Raw genomic sequence first — 21,022 nt, forward strand, 5'->3', positions numbered from 1 at the left:
GCAAATGGCCTTTTCTTCTTTATTTATTTGTCATGTTAGGGGCAAATTGCCATTTGCCCCTACAGGGCCCACTTTAATTTTACGGCACCGTAAAACGTCGTGGTGAATCGTGGATCGGCTTCTTTTTTCTCTTTAAAAATATTCTTAATCTTGCGCTCATTATACGAAAAGGAACGAACAAGCGAACTACCTGCGGTTAGAGACAAAGTTAGATGGTCATTAAACTTAAACTCCGGTCGCAAACCGGCAACAATCTGTTGGAATCCCAAGAGCATATTTTTGTCGTCTTGTTTAATCACCGCCGTCATCCCTTGTAAATCAGCTGCTAGCTTTACATCCACCATTTCATTGACCTTATACCCTACTTCTGCGCCTTGAGGGAAAGCTACGCGTACATAGAAATCACCATGGGTTTCCCAATTAAAATAAATACCTGGTAAAACCATAGGTACCCCAAAACTATTCGTCAAAACAGGTCCCACTCCCAAGGCTACTTTCTTGTTGAAATGCTTGATGAAAAACACCCCTCCTTGTCCCAAGATAGCCTGACTATTAATCACTTCCATATCTGTATATAAACCAACGGTTCCCATCACTAAAAGGGACCAAGAGTCGCTAATCGAACGAAAGTGTTTAACCCCAATTTGCGCATTTAATAGTTCAGTCGGAAATAGCTCTTCTTCATATAATTTATGCTGCATTTTAGCATAGGCTCCTTGTGCAATAATGGACCAAGTACGCGGTTTTCCACGCTTATCCATGTGCATGGATAGGGGAATTTCAATGTTTATTTCTGCTCTTCTAAAATCTGTTTTCGCAGGTGTTTTCAAACTGTCTATCGGTCGTACATAGTTGGAAAAAGGGACATAATCCACCTTAAATTCTCCTATCATCTTTTCTTGTGACTGCATCGTTAACACTCCTAAAAGGAAAGCCCAACAAACGGCAACTAAACGTATCTTCATTTCTTTGATTTTAGTGCAAATCAATTCCAAATCCCTCAACCGCGCGAATCTCTTTGACCACTGGTTTATTTTATTTGATGAATAGCACCTGTACCGGCATAACCTAATCCAAGAATGAGAGAGCGAAAGACAACTAAATAAGAGGAATCTGCTATCTTTGTCCGATCAATTTCAACCTCAACTGTATGACAACCTATATTGCTTTGCTTCGCGCTATTAACGTAAGTGGTAAGAATAAAATTACGATGGATGTTCTAAAACAGCTCTTCCACACGATCGGATTTGCCCAGGTACAAACGTATATTCAAAGTGGTAACGTCATCTTTCAATCGGAAGAAACGGATGTCAATACAATCACAAATCGCATCGAACAGGCCTTAACGGACCAACTGGGTTTACTCGTTTCCGTTCTTACACTACCGCTTACTTCCCTTCAAACAATCCTGGACCACTGTCCTTTTACACAGCCTAAGCAACAAGCACAGCTGTATATTTCCTTTTTTAATTCCAAACCTACAGTGTTCGAACCCGCAGCTTTGCTAGATAAAAAAGCACCCGAAGAACACTTAGCCCTAACGGATACAGCAGCTTATTTCGTCGCAACAAATGGATACGGTAAAACCAAAATAACCAATGCTTTACTGGAACAAAAACTGCATGTCGTGGCTACTACCCGCAATTATAAAACCTGTTTGAAACTACTGGAACTAGCAGCACCGCTACAATAAACTTATATTTTATAGAATGACCCTTCTTCTAGCGCCCAACTTATCTTTTATTTGGCGAATACTTCATTGTATATAAACAACATAGCTTCATTTTCCTTTCTCTAGAACACAGGGAATAAAGAAGAAATAAGCATTGGTCACTAGCGTTATATTGTGTATCTTTGGTCTACTTACTCTTGTTTAATAAACATTATTACATAGTCCATATGAAAAGGCTTTGGAAACTAGAAATTCGCTTCGATCAAACGGCTGACAAACCCATTTATCTGCAAATAGCGGATGCTATTATTGATGCTATCCAACAGGGCAGACTTCAAAAAGGTGATATTCTACCGAGTACGCGAACCTTGGCAGAAATGTTGACGGTCAACCGCAATACGATTGTCAAAGCCCTTAGTGTTTTATTAGATGAAGAGTGGTTGGTATCTGTAGAGCGCAAAGGCATCTATATTGCGCAAACGATGCCCCAATCTAGACCAGTAAAAAGTAAAACTCCTTCAGTTACGCTAACAGCTGCGGACCTACAACATCCTGCGCCACTTGTTTTTGACAATGGATACCCGGATAGTAAAATTGTACCAGTCAAAGAATTAGCCCGTGCCTATCGACAAATTTTCAACCGAAATGCAAAATGGCAAATGATGGGATATGGCAATGCGCTAGGGGATCCTCGATTTATTCAACATATTGCGCATATGCTCAACCACCAGCGAGGCATGCACGTAAAAGAAGATTGTGTATGCATCACACGTGGGGGGCAAATGGCCATCTATTTGATTGCGCAATGTTTACTTCAAAAAGGAGATGCTATTTTAGTGGAAAACCCCGGTTATCAATCTGCTTGGCAAGCTTTTGAACACGCAGGGGCAACCTTGGTTCCCATTCCAGTTGATGCAGAGGGCATTTGCGTGGAAACCATGAGAGAAAGACTGCAACAAAATACAACGATTAAAGCCGTTTACCTCACCCCTCACCATCAATTTCCAACAACCGTAACACTGAGTCTACAACGACGCCTAGAGATTATTCAACTGGCGAATCAATACAATATTACCGTCATTGAGGATGATTATGACAATGAGTTTCACTATACCTACCGACCTGTACTACCGCTGTGTAGTTACCCCGAACTGGAAAATTACGTCTACATTGGCACCTTAAGTAAGGTTGTAGCGCCAGCACTCCGCGTCGGTTTCTTAGTAACAAGTCACAACAGCTTGATTGAAAAAATAACCCAATTGAGAAAAATCATCGATATTCAAGGAGATCGTATCATGGAACAAGCCGTACTTCAACTTATTGAAGACGGCATGATCAAAAAACATATTAAAAAAGCGACAAGTTTATACAAAGAGAAAAGAGACTTCACACGTCAACTCATTCAAAAATACTTAGGGGATCGGGTAACGTTTAACCTTCCAGACGGTGGATTAGCCTTTTGGATTAAACCGCTATATCCGCTTGATTATACCCTATTCATTCAACGCTTAGCAGCGAAAGGCGTTCAGCTAGTCAATCCAAATGACTACTATGCACCTTCCACTACAGCGGATGGATTGCGTTTGAGTTTTGGTACGCTTTCTACCCTAGAACTAGAGCGAGGAGTTCGCCTCATCAGTGAATGCCTACAGGAATACGAACCCTAAGCTTATTTCCATTGCGCTAAGGTTGTGATTCCCCCTTCTACTTTATCCCCTAGTTGTACGTTCACCGTACAATCCAAAGGCAAGAGTAGATCCACCCGTGATCCAAACTTAATAAACCCCATTTCTTCTGTTTGCATAGCTCGTTCACCTATGCGCAAATAGTTGACAATGCGATTAGCCAAAGCACCTGCAATTTGCTTCGCCAGCACTTCTTTGCCATTAGCATGCTTATAAACAACACTATGGCGCTCATTTTCAGTGGAAGATTTCGGATGCCAAGCCACCAAGTTTTTTCCTTTGTGGTAACAGCTATACACGACTTCGCCTTCAATGGGATTTAGGTTGACATGCACATTAAGCACACTCATAAAAACGGAAATTTGCAAGCGCTTTTCACTGAAATACTCATCGGGTTCTACTTCTTCAATCACCACTACGGTACCATCACAAGGCGCTTGAATACAGGAGTCGCCTTGAATCAATACACGCTTTGGAATTCGAAAGAAAAAAAGGACTAAACCCAATAAAACGGAAGTTAAGAGCAAAATAAACCCTTGTACATACCACAACGTTGTACTCAGTAAACCAAACGCTAATCCGTTGCACAATAAAAATACGCAACACGCAACAGTAATCGGACCTTTTCCTTCTCGGTGTAATTTCATGAAATTGATATTTAAAAGTGAGTCCCTCCAAGTACCTGCTGCGGTCAACCGAAATGACAGCGAGTTGAAACCAAACAGCAGATGACAAGAAGGATGTAAAAAATTAAAGATGATGTTGTGTGTAGTGCACGGTGTACGGTGTACCGCTGTTAACTGTAAACCATTCACCGTTAACTATTCACTGTCAACCATTAACTAATTTGAGGTTCCAGTTGGATTCGAACCAACCTACTGGTTATTGCGTAACCAGGCCTACCACTCAGCCACAGAACCATTTTTTGGCGTACAGTTTACGGTTTACGGCTCACTGTCAACCGTTAACTAATCTCGAGGTTCCAGTTGGATTCGAACCAACCTACTGGTTATTGCGTAACCAGGCCTACCACTCAGCCACAGAACCATTTTTTGGCGTACAGTTTTCGGTTCACTGTTAACCGTTAACTAATCTCGAGGTTCCGGTTGGATTCGAACCAACCTACTGGTTATTGCGTAACCAGGCCTACCACTCAGCCACAGAACCATTTTTTGGTGTACAGTTTGCGGTTCACTGTCAACCGTTAACTAATCTAGAGGTTCCGGTTGGATTCGAACCAACCTACTGGTTATTGCGTAACCAGGCCTACCACTCAGCCACAGAACCATTTTTTGGTTTACGGTTTACCACTGTTAACTGTCGACCCATAACCCTCAACCCTTAACTAATTTGATACAAACATACAGCCTCTCTGGAGGACTAGAATGATACAGAATTGCGATTTTAAGGGTGGTCCAGAAGGGGGTTTGTGAGGGTTGCTCTTTGCTTTTTTGTGAAGTTGCAAGATTCGCTGAGATAGAAGGTTTATTCCTTTTTTATAAGGAATTACTAGTCTGATCGCGCTCACGAATAGTATGTCTCCCTGACGCAGGAAGGGTCGCATCCCGCGCTCACACCCTGCTGTGGAGCAACTAATCGGAGTATTAGTAAGAGTAACAAGCGTCGATTAACAGATGCGATGCTTCCTTCGTCAGCATGACATACACCCCTCACAAAGTCCTCCCTTTCTTTTTTAAAGGGTAAAAAAGAAACAAAAAACCCTTCAACTAATCCAAATAAAGGTCAAATTAGTTTTCTATTATCTGCTAAGTCGTTTTTTTGTTTTTTGTGAAGTTGTAGGTTTATCGATTAAAGACGATTTGCAAAAAAAACTCTTTAAACAGAGTCTTTCTTTAATCAATAAAACCCACGATTTCACAAACCTCACAAAGCACAAACCTCACCCCCTCAAACACCTTTTATTTTTACAGCCTTTTCAAACATTTGACGCTCTTTATTTGACTTACGTTGGAGGTAGATTGTCTTTTGTAAAGATGTTTTTTGCTTTTAAGTAAATTGGTTTTGTTTTTTTGCAAAAGGCTTTTTGCAAATCGCCTTTAATCGATAAAACCCACGATTTCACAAAGAGCAAACCTCACAAAAAACAAACCTCACAAATCCCTCCTGGCCCACCCTCATATTCCAATACTGTACCACAACAATCCCTTCAAAGGGCCTTACTTTTAACCTACAATTTGAATAATCAATTTAACACGATGTAAAATGAAAAAAGTAGTTTTTTATCATGCAGGTTGTCCCGTTTGCGTGAGCGCAGAGCAGGACTTATTACACTTAATTGCCGATCACCCAATTGAAATTATTCACTTAGGAGAAGAGCAAGAAAAGGTACAAGACGCAGAACGCGCTGGAGTACAATCCGTTCCCGCATTAGTTTTACCGAATGGCCATGTGTTACACATCAACTTTGGAGCTTCTATTGCTGATTTAAAATAGAACACAAAAAACGCTAAGAGTGGTACTCTTAGCGTTTTTTTTTATTTAGGCAATACCTATACAGTAAAACTTCCTTTTTTATTCCTTTTTTTCCGTTTTTACTCCTTTTTGGGCTATTTCAAAAAACACAAAAAACTGATTATCAGAGCTAATCAAAAACACCACTAAAGGTTTGTTCGGTAGTTGTTCGGATCATCCTAGGATTTACGTGGGTTAAACCCTATTTTACCGAAGGTGACCCAAACGAAACCCGAACAAGAGTCAGAGGAAGATACGGTTAACAGTTTTCATTTTCAGGTAAAGGTTATGAGTTATGAGGTAAAGGTTATGAGGTAAGGTACTTCACCAATCTCACCATCTATCTCACCGAGTTGCTATTTTGTTTTGGCGTTCGATGAATATATCTCACCTATTTTATATTGGTTTTTGTGTTCGATGAATCTACACTTCGTTTCGATTTTCACTGCGTTTCGATTTCACCTCCTCATCGTCTCATCTCCTCACCAATCTCACCTCCTCACCCTTACCCCAAATACCTCACCATATAATAAATACCCCAAGCGACGACGACAATTATAGTAATCCACACCCAATACGGAATACTTTGCGGTGTTTCACTACCCGTCACCAAAAACGTTTTGGGATCTCCTTTTCCATAGGCATTAATCATAATATCGACAACGCCATCCACCACTGCTTGTTCTTTGATACCTTCCACTTCAATCGAAGGGCCATTCTTAACCGTAAAGGGAATCGTTCGAATTCCCTCTTTTCCAGTATAATCCTGACTGACAATTTTTAATACATGGGCGCCATCCGTTAGTCGGTGGGTATCCAATTCAAACGTGATAGGTGTTTCCAATACAGCCAGCGGTTGTGTATCCTCATCCATAAAGAGATACACCTTGCTTTTTTGCTCCATACTATGACTCATTTAAAACAGTTCTTTTGATGTGATTCCCTTGCTTCTCCCCTGGTTTTACCAACCATTTCACCGAAAAGAACAAGGTCAATACTACAATGATTGCAACGATTCCAATAATGAGATAATCCCATTGACTATCAGGGCCAGCGCCATGCACAACGCCTTTTAAGAGCTTGGGTTGATTGCGTTCACAAACAGGACAAGCGTATAAGCCTGTGGTGGCTAACAATCCCACCACCAACACGAGGATACTTTGTTTCACTTTCATTTTTTCTCTTTGATTTGGTTAATATAATCCATGATTTGCTGTACTTCTTCCACGCTGACTTGTGGGGCTTGATTTCCCCAATTGTTGCGTTCATAATTAACGATGGCAGTTACTTCATTAGCGGTCCAATTTAAATTAGTTCCCACTGCAGGCATAACCCCGTATTCCCCCCTCGCATCATAACCATTCAAGATGATATCTACAAAAAGCTGTAGATTGTCACTCATCACAATGGGGCTATTTTTCAAAGGCGGAAAAGCTCCTGCTAAACCTTCCCCATTCGCCTGATGGCAAGTGGCACAATTGGTCATATAGAGATTTTTTCCATCCACGCCTGTATCTACTACTTGAGTTCCACCTGTTGTTGTGGCAGTTGCCTCTTTTAAAGGATATAGAAATTCGGGCGCTACCGTTGCTTCTGGCAGCTTAGCTTGTTTCAATTCTTGTAGATAAGCCACTAAATCTAAAGCCTCCTGACTAGCAACAACTTGTCCTTTACCTGGTTTCATCATTCCTTCCGGAACAGCAACCACCACATCCGTATCGGTTGGATTTTGCTTATAGTCAAACAAAAAAGGATACGCTGGCATAATGGATTCCTTTACTACAATCCGCGGATTATACAAATGCACCAGATGCCAGTCGATACTCGGTTGACGGGTGCCTATATCCGTTAAATCAGGCCCTGTGCGTTCTGTTCCCATCAACGTGGCCGTATTGGTCCATACATCGATGCGCTTATTTCCGGCATAATCCGCAGACATTGAAGGTCGACCTCCCCATTTGCGATCCATTTCAACATTGCGCACCTGCTGACTATGACACGCTACACATCCGTTGGCAATAAACACTTGCTTGCCTCTTACTGCGGCGTCACTCAAGGGTATCTCATCCGGTAAAGGCTGTATTTTAGCTTGATTATCTAGCGCTGGTAGTAGCGCTACAAAAAGAGTCAACAGCACAAATAGCACACTCGCTAGGAGGTATAATTTCTTGTGATTATTGAAGATTTCCATAATTGACAATTAAGAGTTGGTAGTCGATTTCATTCGTTGTTGTACTTGTTCCAGGGCTATATCCGTCTGTATGAGTTCCTCAGGTTGCAGCGTTCGTGTCATGCGATAAAAATTAAAAGCAAAAAACAGATGAGAAACCCACATCAGTGTTCCACCAATGGCACGCCATAACCAATAAGGCATCATGAGTTTGACACTTTCAATAAAGGGAGCATCCCCCATCCAAAGGATACCGCGTAGGGTTCCGCCATACATCAACGGAATAGAATAAAACAACAACCCAATCAGTGCCAGCCAAAAGTGCGCGCCTACGGTAATTTGAGGCGCTTCTTTTCCGGTTAACTGCGGTACAAGAGCATAAATGCCGCCCCAGAGTAAAAAGGCGATAATTCCATACATCGTCAGATGCGAATGCGCCACTGTAAAATCGGTAAAATGCCAAAGGAGATTGGTGAATCGAAATGATTCGGCTGTTCCTTGTAAAGATCCTGTAAAGTAGAAGATAATCCCCACAACAAAGAAAGGAACGGTATAACTATCTCTCATTTTGTGCCAAGCACCTTTAAACGTCATCACAAAATTGGTTGTACCCGCTACAACGGGAATGACCATCCCCACACTCGCTACAATCGCAACCGTTTGCAACCACCAAGGAATAGCACTGAACACAAAATGGTGCGTTCCAATAAGCGTATAAAACAAGATCTGTGTCCAAAACGCCAAGATACCCAAGCTATAAGAGTAAATGGGTTTATTCAACTGTTGGGGCACAAAGTAGTACACAATACCCAAAGTAAATAACATAAACCACATCCCTACCGCTTGATGCATATAGTACCCTTGTACAATAGTTTCTCCTAATCCATCTTGCCAAAAGGGCAAATACCCTACGATTGCCACCACAGTAATAAAAATAACAGCCGCTACGATATACCAATTCGAGATATAAATTTCTTCTGTTTTGCGTTGTGCGATGGTTTGAAGGTAATTTCTCAAGGTAAAATACAACCCCAAAGCAAACAGCAACATAATCGGCCATATGTATTCTCTATATTCTCCACCTCCATTGTTTATTCCCATCATCAAACTAAGGGAACCAAAGAGAACCGAGGCATTAATCAAAATAAGCGAATACCAAGCCCAAGAATAGTTGGCCAAAGCAGTATTGCTAACCCGAGGAACGATATAATACCCCAATCCAATCATCCCTAAGGAAGACCATCCCCAAAATACAGCATTGGTGTGTACAGGACGCAGTCTTCCAAAACTCAACCAGTTGTTGTGATCAATATCAGGGGCAACAAACTTAATACCCAAATATTCCCCTACTGTTGTTCCTACGAGTAACCAAAAACTTGCAGTACCCAAAAACCAAAGAATCACTTTCGCCAATTGAGGATCAACAGTCAATTGGGTTGCATTGCGTTTCTTCGCGGATACTACAGGCAATCCTTCTCGCTCTTGAATATGAATCAATCCGCGTTGATCCGCGGCCTCCTCATTACTCAGTAGCGTTTCTCGAGAAAGCGTATAATCCAAAGCCTCCTTGCGCTGCATGAAAACTTCCAAATCTTCTTCGGACAAATTTTCAAAGTAATGTACCAGGTGGTCGATATCTTGCTTGACCATCTTTTTCCTTTGACTCTGAATCAAACGGCGAACTTGTACTACCATCATCCATACTCCCAAAACAATGGGAATCAACAATAAACCAATGGTAATTAAAATTCCAGGTTCTTGAAGCAACGGACGATCTTCTAGCTTCATCGAAGTTTGCGCCCAAACAACAGGCGTACAAAACAAGCCCAAGAACAGCAATAAGCCGTGTTTTTTTGATCGCAAAACAAGCAACAGCTTTTTGATTTGCTGGGGCGTTAAACGGATAAATGGCTGAGCATCCTTCCCTAGCAGTTGGGTTTTATTTTTTTGATACGCCTGAAGCAAGCTTTTTGCTTCCATATACAAAAATCCACAGGCAAATACCATCAGCATTCCCATAACCACTAGAAACAAGATGGCGGTATTACTCCCATTAAACGCAAAAGAAATAGGTTGCATCGTTTGCGTCTCAACCGCTATAGCTGGTGTAAAAAACAACGAGCTAAGCGAAACAGAACACTCCGTAAAAAAGACAGTTTTCATTCTAAGTATGTATTACAGTTGATTTCCAAGACAAGTTTCCCCTAGAGAAGGATGCTCAATTAGGAAGTATAAATCCCTGTTTTATAGTGGTTTACCTCTTCCTCCTCTGGATCTCCTCCTTATTTACCTTCAAAGGTATAGCTCTACTGCACTATAGCTATGGTGCAGATTTTATAAAACTGAATAGACCAGGTAGTGGTGAGATTGGTGAGATTGGTGAGGGGGTGAGATTGGTGAGATTGGTGAGATTGGTGAGACTGGTGAGACTGGTGAGTTTTTTGAAATGGGTTAGACTTTAAGTAAAAACCTAACCCAGCTTTATTTTTAACTTACACACTTTAAGAGATAGTCCCGATAGTCCCTTTGTTTACCGCCTCACCTCATCCTCTCACCCTCTCACCCCCTCACCACCTCACCTCCTCACCACCTCACCCCCACACCCTCTCACCCCCCTTAACCCATCCCCCCAACCCTAAAAAAGACAATTTCCTCTTTTATTTACACACTTGTGATTTGAATCATAAAATACACCTACAAGAAGGCGGTAACTTTGGGTTAAAATAATATCTAAACTATATCAAGATGAAATCAAAAGTCCTATCATTTATGCTACTTGCAGGCTGTTTAACACTCGTATCATGTGGTGATAAATCGGCAAAACCTATGTCAGAAGAAAGTGTAACAACGAATGAAAGAAAAATAGAAACGACAACTCCTACCCCATCGAGTTCAGCAACCACAGATGCAGCCAATGCACCTGCTTCTGAGCGAATTGATTTAGTAAATAAAGGGAAAGGGCCAATCAAAACGTTAATGCTGGGTGATATTGATCAAGCCATGGCAGCAAAAGGTCAAGAAGTATTCAAAACCATGTGTACTGCTTGTCACAAACCAGACAAAAAGTTTATTGGACCAGCTCCTAAAGGCATTTTAGAGCGTCGTACACCAGAATGGGTAATGAACATGATTCTAAACCCTGAAAACATGCTGGAACACGATGCCTTAGCACAAGATTTACTGAAAGAATTCAATGGTGCACCAATGGCGAACCAAAATCTGACAGAAGAAGAGGCTCGTGCCGTACTGGAATATTTTAGAACACTGTAACCTTAATAACATCAAGTATGAAAAAGTATATAAATCTCACTTTAGTCAGTTGTCTGGTTGGACTTACCTTCGTCAGTTGCAACAAAGCCAAGCAAAACAACAAAGGAGCGCTTTCCTCCAATGCAGCTGAAAAAGTGTATGTAGCACCTGGTGAATACGACGAATACTATGGTTTCTTTTCGGGGGGATTTAGCGGCCAATTATCAGTATATGGATTGCCATCAGGGCGATTATTCAAAGTAATTCCGGTATTCTCTCAAGATCCAGAAAAAGGCTACGGCTATAGTGAAGAAACAAAACCCATGTTGATGACTTCCCATGGTTTTATTCCTTGGGATGACTCCCACCACCCTGATATTTCTCAAACCAATGGAGAATTAGATGGACGTTGGATTTTCATCAATGGAAATAATACCCCGCGTATTGCTCGTATTGATTTGGAAGACTTTAGTACAGCCGAAATTATTGAAATCCCCAATAGTGCGGGAAATCACAGCTCGTCTTTCGTAACGGAGAATACCGAATATGTAGTGGCTGGAACTCGTTTTTCTGTGCCTATTCCACAACGCGATATTCCAATTAAAGAATACAAAGGAAACTTTAAAGGAACCTTATCTTTCATTAAAGTAGATCAAAAATCTGGAGAAATGGATTTGTCTTTCCAAATTCAGATGCCTGGTTTCAACTATGACTTATCACACCCTGGGCGAGGTAAATCGCACGGATGGTTCTTCTTTACCACCTATAATACCGAAGAAGCACATAGTTTACTAGAGGTAAATGCCTCTCAAAACGACAAAGATTTTATTGCTGCGGTAAACTGGAAAAAAGCAGAGGAATACATCAAAGCAGGAAAAGGGAAAAAAATGCCAGTGAAATATGCACACAATAAGTTTGACAATGCGACGCATATGGCAACGCATACCATGAAAGAGGAAGTGCTTATTTTAGATGCAAGTGAGTTTCCTGATTTGGTGTACTTATTGCCTACGCCAAAATCACCCCATGGATGTGATGTTGACCCCTCAGGAGAATACATCATTGGAAATGGTAAGCTCTCAGCTAACTTAACCGTGCACTCTTTCACCAAAATGTTAGATGCCATTGAGAAAAAGAAATTTGATGGAGAGGCTTATGGTCTTCCGATTTTAAAATTTGAGGATGTATTGGCTGGTGTAGTAGAACAACCTGGATTAGGTCCTTTACATACTGAATTTGATGGACAAGGAAATGCATATACGACCTTCTTTATTTCTTCGGAAGTAGTGAAATGGAAATTGGGTACTTGGGAGATTATTGACCGCAAACCAACCTTCTACTCTGTTGGGCACTTGATGATTCCTGGTGGAAACTCAAGAAAACCAGATGGAAAATACTTGGTAGCGATGAATAAAATTACCAAAGACCGCTATTTACCTGTAGGTCCAGATTTGAACCACTCGGCTCAGCTCTATGATATTTCTGGCGATAAGATGGAATTATTACTTGACTTCCCTACGATTGGTGAACCGCACTATGCAGCAGCCATTAAGGCGGACAAGATTAAGGATAAAGCCCGACAGATTTATAAGCTAGATGAAAACAAACACCCGTATGCGGCAAAATCACCTGCCGAAACAAAAGTAACGCGAAACGGAAAAGAGGTACACATTTACATGACGATGATTCGCAGTCACTTTACACCGGATAATATAGAGGGAATTAAAGTAGGAGATAAAGTGTATTTCCACGTGACCAACTTAGAGCAAGACTTTGACGTACCACATGGAATCAGTATGTTAGGTGCCAATACAACCGAACTCTTAGTTACACCAGGAAAAACAGAAACCTTTGTTTGGGAACCAAAACAAGTTGGAGTGTGGCCATTCTATTGTACGGATTTCTGTTCTGCTTTACACCAAGAAATGCAAGGTTACGTACGCGTATCCCCAGCGGATTCAACACTTCCTCTTTCTTGGTCTTTAGACGATGAATAACACGTAATATAAAGCCGCTTTTTAATCTTAATTCACAAAAGGACAGGCGTAAAACCCTGTCCTTTTTAAAAAGAAAAACATGAAAAAATCCTCTATTTTAATGATAGTGGGGGCTAGTTTACTCCTATCCTTATTCTATTTTCCGCTATGGAACATTGAACTTGGAGCTCCACAATATCCTATTCCCTTGGGAATGAATATTTATATTGATGGGATTAAGGGTGTAGGAGAATTTGACCTTCAAAATATTGACGGTTTGAATCATTATATTGGGATGAAAACCATCCCAAAACCAGAACAGATGTGGGAATTTACTGTGTTCCCGATTGTAGTGGCCTCCATGGCTATCCTCGGTATTGCCTTGGGTATTGGGGGATACTTCAATAAAGTAAAACCTTCTTTCTTTTTGGGTTGGCTTGTGCTTATGGCCGTTTTAGGAATCGCAGGGATGTATGATTTTAACCTTTGGTTAATTGATTACGGCAGTGATTTAGATCCACATGCGATCATGAAGATGGTCGATGCCCAAGGAAATCCTTTAACCTATGAGCCTCCGTTATTTGGTCATCGCAAAATACTAAATTTTGACGCTTATTCTTATCCTCATCTTGGGGCTTACCTCATGGGATTCGGATTGCTACTCACCTTCCTCGCTTATGTGCTGGGAATTAAATCTAAAAAAAAGTAATATGAAACCATTCGCTTATCTTATCCTTCTTGTACTTTTTGTTTCTTGTACCGTAAAAGTACAACCCATTGAATATGGCACGGATGATTGTGACTTTTGTAAAATGGGAATTGTCGATAATAAACACGCCGCTCAATTGGTAACCACCAAAGGCAAAAATTATAAGTTCGATGCCATCGAATGTATGTTGCATTATATCGAACAGCAAAATCAACCCCTCACCGTCTATCAGCATCTTTTGGTTGCCGATTTACTCAATCCAGGGGTCTTGATTCCAGCAGAAGAAGCAAACTTCATCATCTCTAAAAACATTCCGAGTCCGATGGGTGCTTTTTTATCTGCTACAAAAACCAAAGAACAAGCCACCAAACTATTGGAAGAATATACCGGCGATCACTATACATTCGCTACGCTTCGTCAACAATTGTCTCATCACTAATCTACTTCGTCTATAACCCCTTACATCTATGAAAAACACACTTAAAATTGCATGTGCTATTATTTTACTTGTACAAGGATGGGGAACAATTGCCAAAACCATTACCGTTCACCCACAAAAAACGGTAAATACGATACAAAAGGCTATTGCATTGGCTGAAGATTATGACCTCATCATTGTAGAAGCAGGAACGTATAAAGAAACGGATATCCGCATTACGAAACCCCTCACCCTACTGAGTAAAAATGCGATCGTCGATGGAGAAAATAAAGGCGAAATCTTTATTATCCAAGCCGATTATGTCACCATCAAAGATTTTACGATTATCAATGTGGGGACGAGTTACATCAAAGATTATGCGGCCATTCGCGTACGAGAAAGCAAGCACTTTATCATTGAAAACAATACCATCAGGGATTTATTCTTTGGTATTTACCTTGAAAAATCAAAAGAAGGTAAAGTAATATCCAATAAAATTTACGGCAAAGCCAAGAGTGAATTTAATTCAGGCAATGGGATTCAACTGTGGTACTGCAACAACATCGAAATCAAAAACAATTATGTAGAAAGAGTACGAGATGGAATCTACTTGGAGTTTTCTAATTATTGTACCATACACAACAATATCAGTAAAAACAATGTTCGTTATGGGTTGCATTTTATGTTTTCCAACCATGATGTAGTGACGAATTGCTCGTATACCAACAATGGAGCTGGTGTAGCAATTATGTTTTCTAAATCCATGAAGATGAGTCACAATTTATTTAGTGACAACTGGGGCTCTGCTGCCTATGGTGTGCTCTTAAAAGAGGTCAACGACACTGAAATTAGCTACAATGTGTTTAAAAATAACACCACGGCGATTAATATCGAAGGGTCGAACCGCGTACAATACACCCACAATGATTTTATCAGTAATGGATGGGCACTAAACTCTAGAGGAGCAAATTATCAGAACCTCGTGAATCACAATAATTTTTTGAATAACTCTTTTGATTTACTCTATCAGGGACAGCTCAACCAGAATAATTTTGATTCTAATTACTGGAGTAATTACACGGGGTATGATTTGGATAAGGATGGAATTGGGGATGTACCCTATCGCCCAATTAAGCTCTTCTCCTACATTGTCAATAAAACACCTGAGTCGATTATTTTTCTCCGCAGTCTATTTGTGGATATCATAGATTTCTCAGAGAAAGTATCTCCTGTATTTACACCTGATAATCTAGTAGACGCCAAACCTTTCATCAAACAAATTCAACATGATAACGATAACTAATTTACATAAGAGATTTGCGGATAACCAAGTCCTTCAAGGGGTTGATCTCACCATTGACCAAGGGGTATTGGCTATTTTAGGTCCGAATGGAAGTGGTAAAACAACGCTAAACAAGTGTATTTTATCGATGGTTTATCCCGATCAAGGCACCATTGAAATTAATGGACAAAACATTGCCAATCAATGGGAATATCGAAAAAACATCGACTATTTGCCTCAAATTGCCAATTTTCCAAACAACATCACCGTTATAGAACTCATTCAGATGATCAAGGATCTACGGGATGATAAGGGAAAAGATCACCAACCGTTGATTGACTTGTTTAAGCTCTCTCCTTTTCTCAACAAGAAACTCAATAAGCTGTCTGGAGGAACCAAACAAAAGGTCAATCTCTTGTTGACATTTATGTTTGACAATCCTATTTTGATTCTCGATGAACCGACAACAGGACTTGATCCTGCTGCTATGATTACCTTGAAACAGCTTATCCTCAATGAAAAACAAAAGGGAAAAACAATTCTTGTTACTTCTCATATTATGAGCTTTGTGGAAGAAATATCCGATCAGATTATTTTTATTCTCGAAGGAAAAATATACTTCAAAGGCACTATTGAGCAACTAAAAGAATCCACGCAACAAGATTCTTTTGAACACGCTATTGCTAATCTTTTAATCGATTAATATGCTTAAAATTCTAAAATATAGTTGTTACGACTTAATGCGCAGTAGATGGAGCTACTTCTATTTAGGCTTCTACTTGCTCTTGGGATTTGTCTTGTTATTTTTGAATCACGATATTGGCAAGGCTATTATTACATTGATGAATATCATTATTGTGCTTGTTCCGCTGATCAGTACGATTTTCGGAATCATGTACTACTATGATTCCAAAGAGTTTACAGAGCTTTTATTAGCGCTACCCATTAAGCGATCTTCCATCTTTATTGGACAATACCTCGGTGTTGCGCTATCGTTATCGATGAGTTTGCTAATCGGGTTAGGTATTCCATTTATTTGCTATGGCCTCTTTGAATCGGACATCATCTTTGAGTTTCTATCTCTTCTAGGGATTGGTGCTTTCTTAACTTTTATCTTTAGTGCACTGGCCTATAACCTGGGGTTGAGAAATGAAAACAAAATCAAAGGATTTGGTCTAGCCATCCTCTTGTGGTTATTTTTAGCGGTCATCTACGATGGTATCTTCTTGAGTATCTTAATGGTTTTTGGCGATTATCCTTTAGAGAATATTTCTCTCATTGGAACCATCCTCAATCCCATCGACTTATCGCGTATTCTCATCTTACTCAAACTCGATATCTCTGCGCTATTGGGCTATACAGGAGCGGTATTTAAAAAATTCTTCGGCAGTAGTTCTGGAAGTATTATTTCTTTTCTACTCTTGTCTCTCTGGACCTTACTTCCTATTCTGTTGATTTATGTAACAGGGAAGAAGAAAAATTTTTAAGAGGGTGTGAATGGTGAGGGGTGTGAACGGTGAGGTGGTGTGAGGGTGAGGTGGTGTGAATGGTGAGGGTGAGGTGGTGAGATGGTGTGAATGGTGAGGGGGTGAGAGGGTGTGATTGAACAACCCATAACTCCTAACCCATAACTCCTAACCCATAACTCTTAACCCATAACCCTTAACTCCTAACCCTTAACTCCTAACCCTTAACTCCTAACCCTTAACTCCTAACCCCCTAAAAAAACAACTTCCCTTTTCTAATTCGAATTTGCTGTTTGACTTCAATTTCCTTAATAGTTCGGATGACCGTTTCTACGCGCAGTCCGGTCATATCGGCAATTTGTTGTCTGGTTAAATCGACCTGAAATTCCTTTTGATTGGCGTTGCTTTGGTCTTTGATGTAGTGAAGGAGTGTTAGTATTCGCTTTTCTGAGTCATTAGACGAAATCTCAGGGGCCATAATCGACTTGTAGTACAAACGAGAAGAAAGCGCTTGTAGAATAGCAAAACAGCTTTTCTTTTCGTTTTCCAACAAGGTAAAGAAATCACACTTACTAATGAGGAGGATACGTGTGGGTTGTAAAGTAACAGCGTTGGCAGGGTAATTCACGGCGCAAAATAACGGAGGTTCGCCGAAACTTTCTCCATCAGTAAACAGGCCTTGGATGAATTCCTTGCCATCTTCATTGTAATTATTCATTTTGACTTTTCCTTGTACAATTTGGTAGTAGTATCGCGGTTCTTCTCCTTGAGAAAAAACCGTTTCATTCTTGTCAAATTCTTTGATAAAACCCTGATAACGAAGTAAAATACTTGGATCAATCATAGTAAAGTAGTGTTGGATGTAAATACTTCTAAATTTACGACTAATTTCAGGGATAACGACAAAAAAAGAGCGATAATCTGAGGATTACCGCTCTTTTCTATTTATTTTCTCTTTTCGAAAGATGCTTTATCTAATCGATACCAATGATGGGGAATTCCGTCTAAATCAAACGTTTCCATACAGGTAAATCCAAGCTTGGTTAAAATCTTATTGGAACCGTCATTCCCACAATCGGCCATGGCAAATACCTCTTGAAAATCAAGTTGATTAAACCCATAAGCTAAGCAGGCAATTGCTGCTTCTGTAGCGATACCTTTCCCCCAGTATTGCTGACGCAAGCGATAACCCAAGTCATAGTAATGGATATGTTTATTGGTTTCTTCTGTGACATATTTAAACCCCGTCCAACCAATAAAATCTTGTGTTTCCTTATCCACCATAGCCCAACGTCCAATACCGTTATCTACATACTGTTGTCGGATAAATGCGATTACCTCCACTATTTCTTCTTTGCTTTGTACCGGATGATTTCCCAAATACAGGTGCACTTCTGCATTGGAATCTAAATCAAACATCCCTTCCACATCTGTGGGTAATAAAGGGCGAATCAATAGGCGCTCTGTTTCAATATGTACTTCCATCATCTATATTTTATTTGTACTTTTAGTTTAGATTTCACACTACGATGATCTTCTTGAATAAACCGAAGAATCATTAAACATCAAATGTACACAAAAACTACACCTCTTGGTTGGTTTGTCTAAACGCGCGATAAATAATTATTCCACTACTAAACATCAAAAGTGATCCCAATAGAAAAGGAGCACCAGGAAACTGCATAACAGCATCTTCTTTCGTGCTAAAATAGAACAGGTTAGTCATAAGAGGTGGACCTACAATTGCAGTGGCACTCACTAAACTCGTCAGCGCCCCTTGCAATTGCCCTTGCTCATTGGGAAGTACACTTTTACTAATAACTCCTTGTAAGGAAGGACCACAAATCCCACCTAATGCGTAGGGAATAAGAAAGACAAACATCATCCAACTTTGGGTTGTAAAGGCGAATAACAACAAGCCAAGGGCATAAAAAAACAAACCAAGATAGATGCTTCGTTCTTCTCCTAATCTCGGAACTGTCCAACGCACCAAAACACCTTGCACCAAGCCCAACAACAAACCTAGTACCCCTAATGAGATTCCAACCAAACGCTCATTCCAATTCAATTGATAAAAGGCAAAGAAATGCCAATTGCTCTGTACCGCATGCAGCCCAATATAAACCAAAACTAACGCGAGTACCAACTTAGATATCTTCGGTTGTTGAAGTAGAAAGCGAAAAGAAGCAATAGGATTGGCTCTACTCCATTCAAAAGGTCTTCGCTTGTGCTGATCTAAACTTTCTGGAAGAATAAAATACCCATAAATCCAATTCATCAAACACAAAACAGCCGCAACGTAAAAAGGGATACGCGCTCCATAATGCCCTAGAATACCTCCAAATACAGGCCCCAAAACAAAACCTAGCCCAAAGGCTGCACCTATTACCCCAAAGTTCTTCGTTCTATTTTCATCCGTTGATATATCGGCAATATACGCAGTTGCCGTCGAAATACTCGCCCCTGTTACCCCTGCTAAAATCCTACCGATAAACAACCAGCTGATTGACGGAGCAAAAGCCAACAAGAGATAATCTAAAGCAAACCCAAAAAGGGAGACTAATAGAATAGGTCGTCTTCCGTATTGATCACTGAGATTACCAACCAAGGGAGCAAATACAAATTGCGTCAGCGCATACGCAAAACCAAGCCATCCCCCATACTGTGCAGCCTCATTGATTGTACTATGGGTTAATTCTGCAATTAATTTGGGAACCACAGGTAAGATAATGCCCCACCCTGTAATGTCAATCAGCAGTGTAATAAATATAAATCCAACCGCTGCTTTTTTTTCTGTTTTTTTCATCCCGTAAAAGTAAAGGGCAATGAAAAAAAAGAACTTGACTCAATCATGGGCTTTGGCTACAATTTGTAAGCTAAGCAGCTATTCGTACTAGGAAGTACTAGGGGGGAGCCACTCCCCTTTGCTCGCGAAAAGAAGACGGAGATATACCTGTCATTCGTTTAAAAAAACGGCTAAAGACACTGCTTTCTATAAAATGTAAATGATGGCTAATTTCTTTGATAGACTGATCTGAAGCGGACAATAGCATTTTCGCTTGCAACACCAACTGATGATCTACCCATTGAGAAACTGACTTTCCGGTATGTTGTTTTAAGAAGGTAGAGAGATATTGAGGAGTTAAATGCAATTGTTCTGCATAAAACCCAACCTGACGTTGCTCAATAGCATGCTCCATCAACAACGCATAAAAGGCATCAATAATAGCATGGGTTCGATTTTTAACTACACGTTTTGCTATGGGTATCGCAGAATAGACCTCAACAAGCATATGGATGAGAACCAAGATCAAATGGCGGAGCATTTCCACTTTATTTGCACTCGGTTCTTTGTGATAAAAACGCTGGATGAGTGCTACTAACTCCTTTTGTAATACTTGCTCTTCGGGCTTAAGTTGAACAATCGGTTGCCAACGGATTTGGTCATTCATGATCCATTCGCGTAATAAGGGAAACTCCGTTATAAAATCCAACGAAAGACCAATCGTCACCAGTTCTGCCTCTTCATCTAAATCCAAGGTTTCTAACATAATCTGTGGAGGGATTACTGCGATATCGCCCGCCTTAATTTCATAGGTTGAAAAATGGATGTTTAACTTCATGGTTCCCTTCAGCATAAACCCTAATAGCAAACCATCAAACAATCGATTGTGTCGCGAATAAGACTGATGGGGCTGATGCTGCTGTCGATGTACCACTATCCCTTCCATGGTTGGCGTAGCCTCCATAGGATATAAAGTTCGAACATTATCTAACGTGATGAATAAAGCCATAATCAAAGTTCTGAAAAAAAGAAATATACCACAAATTATAGGACCACTACTTGACCTCCTTTTTTGTTTAATGGACCAACGCAGTTTGTATAATCGTTGATATAAATACACTTTTTTTCAAATCAAAAC

General features: G+C 40.3%; 20 protein-coding genes and 4 tRNA genes. 10 read left to right on the forward strand and 14 right to left on the reverse strand.

Annotated elements, in window-relative coordinates; all coding sequences use genetic code 11:
• Positions 1-59: 59 nt before the first annotated feature.
• Complete coding sequence (locus tag ACUTSE_RS13425) at positions 60-965, reverse strand: DUF6268 family outer membrane beta-barrel protein (RefSeq protein ID WP_445640601.1); 906 nt, start codon at positions 963-965, stop codon at positions 60-62.
• 185 nt (positions 966-1,150) lie between these two features.
• Here ACUTSE_RS13425 and ACUTSE_RS13430 point away from each other — a divergent pair, with 185 nt between their 5' ends.
• Both ACUTSE_RS13430 and pdxR read left to right on the forward strand, forming a co-directional pair.
• Positions 1,151-1,693 (forward strand): DUF1697 domain-containing protein, encoded by a 543-nt coding sequence (locus ACUTSE_RS13430; protein WP_445640602.1) that lies wholly within the window; start codon positions 1,151-1,153, stop codon positions 1,691-1,693.
• Positions 1,694-1,899: 206 nt separating this feature from the next.
• A complete protein-coding gene (pdxR, locus tag ACUTSE_RS13435) occupies positions 1,900-3,339 on the forward strand; it encodes a MocR-like pyridoxine biosynthesis transcription factor PdxR (protein ID WP_445640603.1) in 1,440 nt (479 codons plus the stop codon).
• Between the two features lie 2 nt (positions 3,340-3,341).
• On the opposite strand, the gene ACUTSE_RS13440 is transcribed toward pdxR, so the two are convergent.
• The 5 genes from ACUTSE_RS13440 to ACUTSE_RS13460 all read right to left on the reverse strand — a co-directional run bounded on the left by ACUTSE_RS13440 (position 3,342) and on the right by ACUTSE_RS13460 (position 4,644).
• Entirely contained in the window at positions 3,342-4,004 is a 663-nt protein-coding gene (locus ACUTSE_RS13440; RefSeq protein WP_445640604.1) for a phosphatidylserine decarboxylase family protein, read from the reverse strand.
• 203 nt (positions 4,005-4,207) lie between these two features.
• Positions 4,208-4,277, reverse strand: a tRNA-Ala gene (locus ACUTSE_RS13445).
• Between the two features lie 57 nt (positions 4,278-4,334).
• A tRNA-Ala gene (locus tag ACUTSE_RS13450) sits at positions 4,335-4,404 on the reverse strand.
• A gap of 50 nt (positions 4,405-4,454) precedes the next feature.
• Positions 4,455-4,524 (reverse strand) — tRNA-Ala (locus tag ACUTSE_RS13455).
• A 50-nt stretch (positions 4,525-4,574) separates the two neighbouring features.
• A tRNA-Ala gene (locus ACUTSE_RS13460) sits at positions 4,575-4,644 on the reverse strand.
• A 936-nt stretch (positions 4,645-5,580) separates the two neighbouring features.
• On the opposite strand from ACUTSE_RS13460, the gene ACUTSE_RS13465 reads away from it, so the two are divergent.
• Positions 5,581-5,811 carry a thioredoxin family protein gene (locus tag ACUTSE_RS13465; RefSeq protein WP_445640605.1) on the forward strand — a complete coding sequence of 77 codons (231 nt, stop codon included), beginning with the start codon at positions 5,581-5,583 and terminating at the stop codon, positions 5,809-5,811.
• A 523-nt stretch (positions 5,812-6,334) separates the two neighbouring features.
• On the opposite strand, the gene ACUTSE_RS13470 is transcribed toward ACUTSE_RS13465, so the two are convergent.
• From ACUTSE_RS13470 to ACUTSE_RS13485, 4 genes are read right to left on the reverse strand one after another with little or no spacing between them, the layout of a single operon-like run.
• On the reverse strand, positions 6,335-6,733 hold the full coding sequence (locus tag ACUTSE_RS13470; RefSeq protein ID WP_002991912.1) for a hypothetical protein: 399 nt from the start codon (positions 6,731-6,733) through the stop codon (positions 6,335-6,337).
• A 1-nt stretch (position 6,734) separates the two neighbouring features.
• Entirely contained in the window at positions 6,735-7,004 is a 270-nt protein-coding gene (locus tag ACUTSE_RS13475; protein WP_115090132.1) for a hypothetical protein, read from the reverse strand.
• Positions 7,001-8,020 (reverse strand): cbb3-type cytochrome c oxidase subunit II, encoded by a 1,020-nt coding sequence (locus tag ACUTSE_RS13480; RefSeq protein WP_445640606.1) that lies wholly within the window; start codon positions 8,018-8,020, stop codon positions 7,001-7,003. The genes ACUTSE_RS13475 and ACUTSE_RS13480 overlap by 4 nt, the downstream gene beginning before the upstream one ends.
• A 9-nt stretch (positions 8,021-8,029) precedes the next feature.
• Complete coding sequence (locus ACUTSE_RS13485; RefSeq protein ID WP_445640607.1) at positions 8,030-10,162, reverse strand: cbb3-type cytochrome c oxidase subunit I; 2,133 nt, start codon at positions 10,160-10,162, stop codon at positions 8,030-8,032.
• A gap of 582 nt (positions 10,163-10,744) precedes the next feature.
• Here ACUTSE_RS13485 and ACUTSE_RS13490 point away from each other — a divergent pair.
• The 7 genes from ACUTSE_RS13490 to ACUTSE_RS13520 all read left to right on the forward strand — a co-directional run bounded on the left by ACUTSE_RS13490 (position 10,745) and on the right by ACUTSE_RS13520 (position 17,120).
• On the forward strand, positions 10,745-11,269 hold the full coding sequence (locus tag ACUTSE_RS13490; protein WP_002991908.1) for a c-type cytochrome: 525 nt from the start codon (positions 10,745-10,747) through the stop codon (positions 11,267-11,269).
• 17 nt (positions 11,270-11,286) lie between these two features.
• Positions 11,287-13,245: a Sec-dependent nitrous-oxide reductase gene (gene nosZ / locus ACUTSE_RS13495; protein ID WP_445640608.1), complete on the forward strand. Its 1,959-nt coding sequence runs from the start codon at positions 11,287-11,289 to the stop codon at positions 13,243-13,245.
• A 79-nt stretch (positions 13,246-13,324) separates the two neighbouring features.
• Positions 13,325-13,933 carry a hypothetical protein gene (locus tag ACUTSE_RS13500; protein WP_115090128.1) on the forward strand — a complete coding sequence of 203 codons (609 nt, stop codon included), beginning with the start codon at positions 13,325-13,327 and terminating at the stop codon, positions 13,931-13,933.
• Position 13,934: 1 nt separating this feature from the next.
• Complete coding sequence (locus tag ACUTSE_RS13505; protein WP_115091618.1) at positions 13,935-14,372, forward strand: nitrous oxide reductase accessory protein NosL; 438 nt, start codon at positions 13,935-13,937, stop codon at positions 14,370-14,372.
• A 28-nt stretch (positions 14,373-14,400) separates the two neighbouring features.
• The gene (nosD, locus tag ACUTSE_RS13510) at positions 14,401-15,654 is read left to right on the forward strand and encodes a nitrous oxide reductase family maturation protein NosD (RefSeq protein WP_002991904.1); all 1,254 of its coding nucleotides are present in this window, start codon (positions 14,401-14,403) and stop codon (positions 15,652-15,654) included.
• Entirely contained in the window at positions 15,638-16,336 is a 699-nt protein-coding gene (locus ACUTSE_RS13515) for an ABC transporter ATP-binding protein (RefSeq protein ID WP_002991903.1), read from the forward strand. The genes nosD and ACUTSE_RS13515 overlap by 17 nt, the downstream gene beginning before the upstream one ends.
• A 1-nt stretch (position 16,337) precedes the next feature.
• A complete protein-coding gene (locus tag ACUTSE_RS13520) occupies positions 16,338-17,120 on the forward strand; it encodes an ABC-2 transporter permease (protein WP_115090126.1) in 783 nt (260 codons plus the stop codon).
• Between the two features lie 232 nt (positions 17,121-17,352).
• Here ACUTSE_RS13520 and ACUTSE_RS13525 read toward each other — a convergent pair whose 3' ends face one another.
• From ACUTSE_RS13525 to ACUTSE_RS13540, 4 genes are all read right to left on the reverse strand, one after another.
• Entirely contained in the window at positions 17,353-17,943 is a 591-nt protein-coding gene (locus tag ACUTSE_RS13525; RefSeq protein ID WP_353103186.1) for a Crp/Fnr family transcriptional regulator, read from the reverse strand.
• 101 nt (positions 17,944-18,044) lie between these two features.
• Entirely contained in the window at positions 18,045-18,587 is a 543-nt protein-coding gene (locus tag ACUTSE_RS13530) for a GNAT family N-acetyltransferase (RefSeq protein WP_445640609.1), read from the reverse strand.
• 94 nt (positions 18,588-18,681) lie between these two features.
• Complete coding sequence (locus ACUTSE_RS13535) at positions 18,682-19,905, reverse strand: TCR/Tet family MFS transporter (protein ID WP_445640610.1); 1,224 nt, start codon at positions 19,903-19,905, stop codon at positions 18,682-18,684.
• 97 nt (positions 19,906-20,002) lie between these two features.
• Positions 20,003-20,893 carry an AraC family transcriptional regulator gene (locus ACUTSE_RS13540; protein WP_445640611.1) on the reverse strand — a complete coding sequence of 297 codons (891 nt, stop codon included), beginning with the start codon at positions 20,891-20,893 and terminating at the stop codon, positions 20,003-20,005.
• Positions 20,894-21,022: the final 129 nt, after the last annotated feature.

Source organism: Myroides sp. TSA_177.3, assembly GCF_052691955.1.

What these genes read in the sequence shown, in the direction of transcription:
- nosD (WP_002991904.1), top strand. Translation starts at nt 14,401, where the DNA reads ATGAAAAACACACTTAAAATTGCATGTGCTATTATTTTACTTGTACAA.
- ACUTSE_RS13505 (WP_115091618.1), top strand. Translation starts at nt 13,935, where the DNA reads ATGAAACCATTCGCTTATCTTATCCTTCTTGTACTTTTTGTTTCTTGT.
- ACUTSE_RS13540 (WP_445640611.1), bottom strand. Translation starts at nt 20,893, where the DNA reads ATGGCTTTATTCATCACGTTAGATAATGTTCGAACTTTATATCCTATG.
- ACUTSE_RS13530 (WP_445640609.1), bottom strand. Translation starts at nt 18,587, where the DNA reads ATGATGGAAGTACATATTGAAACAGAGCGCCTATTGATTCGCCCTTTA.
- ACUTSE_RS13425 (WP_445640601.1), bottom strand. Translation starts at nt 965, where the DNA reads ATGAAGATACGTTTAGTTGCCGTTTGTTGGGCTTTCCTTTTAGGAGTG.
- ACUTSE_RS13535 (WP_445640610.1), bottom strand. Translation starts at nt 19,905, where the DNA reads ATGAAAAAAACAGAAAAAAAAGCAGCGGTTGGATTTATATTTATTACA.
- ACUTSE_RS13485 (WP_445640607.1), bottom strand. Translation starts at nt 10,162, where the DNA reads ATGAAAACTGTCTTTTTTACGGAGTGTTCTGTTTCGCTTAGCTCGTTG.
- ACUTSE_RS13500 (WP_115090128.1), top strand. Translation starts at nt 13,325, where the DNA reads ATGAAAAAATCCTCTATTTTAATGATAGTGGGGGCTAGTTTACTCCTA.
- nosZ (WP_445640608.1), top strand. Translation starts at nt 11,287, where the DNA reads ATGAAAAAGTATATAAATCTCACTTTAGTCAGTTGTCTGGTTGGACTT.
- ACUTSE_RS13430 (WP_445640602.1), top strand. Translation starts at nt 1,151, where the DNA reads ATGACAACCTATATTGCTTTGCTTCGCGCTATTAACGTAAGTGGTAAG.
- ACUTSE_RS13465 (WP_445640605.1), top strand. Translation starts at nt 5,581, where the DNA reads ATGAAAAAAGTAGTTTTTTATCATGCAGGTTGTCCCGTTTGCGTGAGC.
- ACUTSE_RS13520 (WP_115090126.1), top strand. Translation starts at nt 16,338, where the DNA reads ATGCTTAAAATTCTAAAATATAGTTGTTACGACTTAATGCGCAGTAGA.
- pdxR (WP_445640603.1), top strand. Translation starts at nt 1,900, where the DNA reads ATGAAAAGGCTTTGGAAACTAGAAATTCGCTTCGATCAAACGGCTGAC.
- ACUTSE_RS13525 (WP_353103186.1), bottom strand. Translation starts at nt 17,943, where the DNA reads ATGATTGATCCAAGTATTTTACTTCGTTATCAGGGTTTTATCAAAGAA.
- ACUTSE_RS13440 (WP_445640604.1), bottom strand. Translation starts at nt 4,004, where the DNA reads ATGAAATTACACCGAGAAGGAAAAGGTCCGATTACTGTTGCGTGTTGC.
- ACUTSE_RS13515 (WP_002991903.1), top strand. Translation starts at nt 15,638, where the DNA reads ATGATAACGATAACTAATTTACATAAGAGATTTGCGGATAACCAAGTC.
- ACUTSE_RS13475 (WP_115090132.1), bottom strand. Translation starts at nt 7,004, where the DNA reads ATGAAAGTGAAACAAAGTATCCTCGTGTTGGTGGTGGGATTGTTAGCC.
- ACUTSE_RS13480 (WP_445640606.1), bottom strand. Translation starts at nt 8,020, where the DNA reads ATGGAAATCTTCAATAATCACAAGAAATTATACCTCCTAGCGAGTGTG.
- ACUTSE_RS13490 (WP_002991908.1), top strand. Translation starts at nt 10,745, where the DNA reads ATGAAATCAAAAGTCCTATCATTTATGCTACTTGCAGGCTGTTTAACA.
- ACUTSE_RS13470 (WP_002991912.1), bottom strand. Translation starts at nt 6,733, where the DNA reads ATGGAGCAAAAAAGCAAGGTGTATCTCTTTATGGATGAGGATACACAA.